The 5,251-nt window shown below is 62.7% G+C and carries 5 protein-coding genes; 2 read left to right on the forward strand and 3 right to left on the reverse strand.

The genetic code is table 11. The features are described 5' to 3' along the window. Together ENZ74_RS20655 and ENZ74_RS20660 are read left to right on the forward strand one after the other, a co-directional pair. A partial coding sequence (locus tag ENZ74_RS20655; protein ID WP_281059716.1) for a glucoamylase family protein occupies positions 1 to 681 on the forward strand: 681 nt, incomplete at its 5' end. Further along, the gene (locus ENZ74_RS20660) at positions 671 to 2,203 is read left to right on the forward strand and encodes a mercuric reductase (protein WP_127312959.1); all 1,533 of its coding nucleotides are present in this window, start codon (positions 671 to 673) and stop codon (positions 2,201 to 2,203) included. The genes ENZ74_RS20655 and ENZ74_RS20660, both read left to right, overlap by 11 nt. Positions 2,204 to 2,388: 185 nt before the next feature. On the opposite strand, the gene ENZ74_RS20670 is transcribed toward ENZ74_RS20660, so the two are convergent. The 3 genes from ENZ74_RS20670 to ENZ74_RS20680 form a co-directional block, all read right to left on the reverse strand. Then, entirely contained in the window at positions 2,389 to 3,363 is a 975-nt protein-coding gene (locus tag ENZ74_RS20670) for a hypothetical protein (RefSeq protein ID WP_063169867.1), read from the reverse strand. Positions 3,364 to 3,575: 212 nt separating this feature from the next. Continuing rightward, positions 3,576 to 4,151 (reverse strand): DUF1349 domain-containing protein, encoded by a 576-nt coding sequence (locus tag ENZ74_RS20675; protein ID WP_063170443.1) that lies wholly within the window; start codon positions 4,149 to 4,151, stop codon positions 3,576 to 3,578. A 91-nt stretch (positions 4,152 to 4,242) separates the two neighbouring features. Beyond that, on the reverse strand, positions 4,243 to 5,251 hold a 1,009-nt coding region (locus ENZ74_RS20680; RefSeq protein ID WP_127312960.1), incomplete at its 5' end, for an aldehyde dehydrogenase family protein.

A 5,251-nucleotide genomic window follows, 5' to 3' on the forward strand; every position in this document is an offset into this window, starting at 1 on the left:
ATCTACGGCTACGACGTGCTGTATGGCGGCCCATTGTTCATGCACCAGTTCTCGCATGCCTGGATCGATTTCGCCGGCATCCGCGACGCCTTCATGCGCGAGAAGAACTCGGACTATTTCGAAAACAGCCGCCGCTCGACCTATCTGCATCGCGACTATGCGCGCCACAACCCTTACGGCTATGACGGCTATGAAGAGAACCTTTGGGGACTTTCGGCGGGCGACGGGCCGGGCGGCTTCCGCACCAGCGTGGAGCGACAGCGCCGGCGGTTTTCCGGCTATGCCGCGCGCGGCGCTCCGTTCGGGCCCGATGACGGGACGATCGCCCCTTGGTCCTATCCGGCATCACTGCCTTTCGCGCCGGAGATCTGCCTGGCGGCGCTGCGCCATCTCGGTGATCGCTACCCCGAGGTGATCGACAATTTCCGGCTGCCGAGCGGCTTCAATCCGACATTGGCGAACCGGCGTAAATTCGGGAGGCACGGCTGGGTGTCGGAGGGCCACTATGGGCTGGATCAGGGTATCGTGGTGATGATGATCGAGAACCATCGGTCAGGGCTGATCTGGAAGCTGATGCGGTCCAATCAGCATATCCGTCGCGGCCTGCACAAGGCCGGATTCAATGGCGGCTGGCTGTCTCAGCCGGCAAGCCCGGCGTCAGGTGGCGGCAATGTCGCGTGACCGGACCAGGACCACCGCCTTCCCCGTCGACAGCAACGACATCAGTCTGATCGCGAGCGCCCATCCGCCGCACTGGAAGAACCCGCAGCCGGACGGTCCCTACAACCTCGTCGTCATCGGTGCCGGGCCGGCTGGGCTGACTGCCGCCTACGAAGCGGCCGGCCTCGGCGCAAAGGTCGCGCTCATCGAGCGCAATCTGATCGGCGGAACTTGCGTCAATGTCGGTTGCATCCCGTCCAAGTCGATCATCCGCACCGCAAGGCTTTATGCCGACATGCGCGATGCCGAGAATTTCGGCGGCGACATGCCGGACCGTCTTCACGTCGACTTTCCGCGCGCCATGACGCGGATGCGGCAGATCCGGCAGCGGATCAGCCGCGCGGATGCCGCCGATAGGCTGGTTTCCGAAGGCATCGACCTTTATTTCGGCGAAACGCTGTTTTCCGGACCGGACGCTGTCACGGTCGCCGGACAAAACTTGCGTTTCAGGAAGGCGCTGATCGCGACAGGCGCGCGCCCGAGGCTGCCGACGATTCCAGGCCTTGCCGAGGCCGGCTATCTCAGCAACGAGACCATGTTCGAGCTCACGGAGTGCCCGAAGCGGCTTCTGGTCATTGGCGGCGGACCGCTCGGCTGCGAGGCGGCGCAGGCCTTCTGCCTGCTCGGTGCCAAGGTCATCCTGGCGCAACGGGAACCGATGTTCCTGCCCGGCGAGGAACGCGACGCCGCCCAGATCCTTTCGGACGCGCTGGCGCGCGAAGGTGTCGAGGTTCGCCTCAACACCGAGGTGGTAGCGGTGCGAACGGAAGGCGGCAAGAAGCTCGCCGACCTGGTGTGCGACGACATCACGACAACGATTTCCGTCGACGAGATCATCACCGGCATCGGCCGATCGCCCAATGTCGACGGCCTCGACCTGGAAAACGCCGGGGTGGCATACGATGCCGACGGTATCAAGGTGGACGATTATCTCCGCACCACAAATCCGCACATCTATGCGGCGGGCGATGTCTGCCTCGCCTACAAATTCACCCACACCGCCGAGGCCACAGCTCGCATGGTCGTGCGCAATGCCCTGTTTCTCGGACGCAGGAAACTGAGCGAGCTGGTCATTCCGTGGTGCACCTACACCGATCCGGAGATCGCCCATGTCGGCCTCTATCCGGCGGAGGCGCGCCAGAACGGCATCCCGGTCAAGACTTATACGGTGCTGATGCACGATGTCGCCCGGGCGGTCATGGACGGCGAGGAGGAGGGTTTCGTCAAAATCCACGTCAGGGAAGGGTCCGACCGCATCCTGGGCGCCACGGTCGTCGCCAGCCATGCCGGTGAGATGATCAATGCGGTGTCGCTGGCCATCAAATCGGGCATGGGATTGCGTGCGCTGGCCGACGTCATCCATCCCTTCCCGACGCAGGCGCTAGGCATAAAGATGGCCGGCGACACCTATCGGCGGACAAGGCTCACCTCATCATGGAAGCATCTGGCTGGCCGCTGGTTGGCGTGGTCCAGGCGATGGTGACATTCCGGCAGCCTGCCGCAGCTGGTGCATCGGACATTCGGCGACGATGCGGCGCTTGACGAAAGCCTCGTCGACCATCTCGGATATCCGCCAAACGTCGGTGCCATCCAGAGGTTAGCCGGCTCTATATTTCCGCGGATCCTGCGGGCCCTGCCGACCGCGACTCCAATTTCGTGGCTGCCCTGTCAGAGTGCGTGCAGAAGTTCTTGCCGAATGGGCTCGAGATAGGTTTGCGGATGCAAGCGTCCCCAAACATGGTCGCGCTCGGTCAGATGCTTAACCTGCTCTATCCAGCGCCTTGGCGCATCGGGGTCCCTGACCTCATGCCAGTCGTCGACGACAATGACCGGCAGACCCTGATAGAGCGGGTCGAGCGGCGAGGTCTTGGTGACGACGATGCAGCCGAGATAGAACAGCTCCCATGTCCTATGGCAGTCCAGGCCGTTGCCTTCGGTGGACAGGACAAGCGGGTATTGCGAGTACAGTTGCCAGATCGAGCGCTGCGAGACGCGTTTCGCCAGGAAATCGACATGCGGACATCCGCGCAGGACATCAAGCAGTTCCCGGCGCTGTCTCGAGCCATTGCTGATGCTGAAATCAGAGAACAGTCTGGGCGGGCGGCGGTCCACATGATCCTGCCGGGCGCGTATGATTTCCAGTTGCTTCACAAGCCCTTCCGGCGTGGCGAAGGACCGAGGCGTGTGAAGATCGAGCCCGATCGGGAAAGGCTTGACCCTGGGGTGAGTGCCGTCACAATTCTGGCTGTACCAGGAGACCAGGAAGGGGTTGGCGAGAAGCTGGTCGACGGTGCCCTTCGCCAGATCAGACGGCACCGAAGCATCGCCATCGGTCGTCAGCAGCGTGAACGGTGCCGTGATCGTCGGCAACACGATCCTGACGAACGTGTCGAGATCACAGGTTTGCGCATCCCTGGACAAGGTGCTCAGACGCAGCCAGACGATGCCATGTGCGCCGCTGTAATGCTGGCGGAAAAATGCCTCGCTCTGTGTCGATGCGGTTGACGCGTTGCGATACCAGCGCGGCCCGGCGAAATCGCAGAAATGTCCGATCCCCTGCGACCACAGCACGGGCGGAACGCCAAGAAATCTCAGCGCCCTGGAATAGACGGCTCTTTTGACTGCCCTTCGCAACCTGCCCATGGGCAACTCCTAGCGCGGATGCCAATACCGTTGCAACGTGCTGCCCGACATATTCGCCTTGAGCGGAACAAAGGCCAAAAGTTTCCCCGCAATACCCCTTCCGGCTCCGGAGAACCCAACTTACGACAGGCGCAGCCGCCGGCGAGGCTCGATCTACAGACTTGATTATGACAAAGGTCGAAGGGCTTGCGGTCGGCGCAAGGCCGCACGTCTCAATCGTGCAATTCCCGCGATATCGGCGGCCCCACCGAAAAGCCGGAGAATGTGACCTCGAAGCCCTCGCGTTGCGGCGAACAGCACATCATGCCGACATCGACCGTCCTGGAGATCGGAAAGTAGGCGAGCCGCACAGGCTTCCAGTGGCCGTCGGAAGCATCGAGATACTGGACACGGATCGTTTCGGCGTGACGGGTCAGCCGGATCCTGACGCCGCCCGGACCGGCATGAATGGCGACCAGCGACCAGTCTGACGTGTCGTTGGTGACCACGACGGAGAAATAGGCAAGGCCGTCGGTGTACTCGATACCGGCCTTGATCCAATGGGTTTCGCTGAGCCGGACCATCAGCCCCGCCTGATCATAAAGCACCTCGTAGTCGCCTTTGACGGTGACCTCGGCGGTGAAATCGCCTTCGACGGGCCGGTGCAGGAAGTGGCCATTGTCGCGCCAGAAACCGTAGAAGGTCTCGCGCCAGAAATCGGTCTCCTTGCCGGTGCGCACACGAACGCTGTCGCCGTCGATAGAATGGTGCGGCGGCGGGTTAAGCCAGGTCAGGTCCTGCACTGTCATCCTTCGCGCCGCTCCAATCCAGATGTGCATGGCGGGGTTGCCGGCGTGGTCGGCAGTGACCGATCAGCCCGGCTGATCGGTCGACGGCTGATCAGCCCGCGAATGTGTAGGCCGTCTTCACCGTGGTGTAGAACTCCGCCGCATAGTGGCCCTGCTCGCGCGGCCCATAGCTCGAACCCTTGCGGCCGCCGAAGGGAACATGGAAATCGACACCCGCCGTCGGCAGGTTGACCATCACCATGCCGGCCTCCGAATTGCGCTTGAAGTGCGTGGCATGCTTGAGGCTCGAAGTGCAGATGCCGGAGGTCAAGCCAAAGGGCGTGTCATTGGCGACGGAAAGCGCCTCGTCATAGTCCTTGACGCGAATGACGCTGGCGACAGGCCCGAAAATCTCCTCGCGCGAACTGCGCATGGCGTTGGTCGCCTCGGTCAGCAACGCCGGCTGCAGGTAGAAGCCCGGCGTCTTGCGGTCGAGCCGCTCGCCACCGAAGGCGAGCGTGGCACCTTCCCTGACGCCGATGGCGATATAGTCCTCGTCCTGCTTCAGCTGCGTCGCGTCGACGACAGGACCGATCTGGGTCTGCGCGTCGAGCGCATCGCCGATGACCAGTTTGCTCATGCGATCCTTGAGGGCGTCGACGAAGCGGTCGTGAATGCCGTCAGCCACAATCAGCCTGGACGAGGCGGTGCAACGCTGGCCGGTCGAGAAGAAGGCACCATTGAGCGCGCAATCGACGGCGATCGCGAGGTCGGCATCGTCGAGCACGACCAGCGGGTTCTTACCGCCCATTTCAAGCTGGAACTTGCGCATGTGTTCGATGCTTGCCGCAGCGACGCGCTTGCCGGTGCCGACCGAGCCGGTGAAGCTGATGGCGTTGACATCGGGACTGTCGAGCATCGCCTGACCGACGACCGAGCCCTTGCCCATGACGAGATTGAGCACGCCCTTCGGCAGGCCGGCGCGATGCAGGATGTCGACGATGGTCCAGGCGCTCTCGGGAACCAGTTCCGCAGGCTTGAAGACGACGGTGTTGCCGTGTGTCAGCGCCGGGGCGATCTTCCAGGCCGGAATAGCGATCGGAAAATTCCACGGCGTGATG

Source organism: Mesorhizobium sp. M7A.F.Ca.CA.002.15.2.1 (genome assembly GCF_003998715.1).
Taxonomy (GTDB): domain Bacteria; phylum Pseudomonadota; class Alphaproteobacteria; order Rhizobiales; family Rhizobiaceae; genus Mesorhizobium; species Mesorhizobium ciceri.

Excerpts from the sequence above, each read along its gene's own strand:
- ENZ74_RS20660 (WP_127312959.1), top strand. The coding sequence starts at position 671 with ATGTCGCGTGACCGGACCAGGACCACCGCCTTCCCCGTCGACAGCAAC.
- ENZ74_RS20670 (WP_063169867.1), bottom strand. The coding sequence starts at position 3,363 with ATGGGCAGGTTGCGAAGGGCAGTCAAAAGAGCCGTCTATTCCAGGGCG.
- ENZ74_RS20675 (WP_063170443.1), bottom strand. The coding sequence starts at position 4,151 with ATGACAGTGCAGGACCTGACCTGGCTTAACCCGCCGCCGCACCATTCT.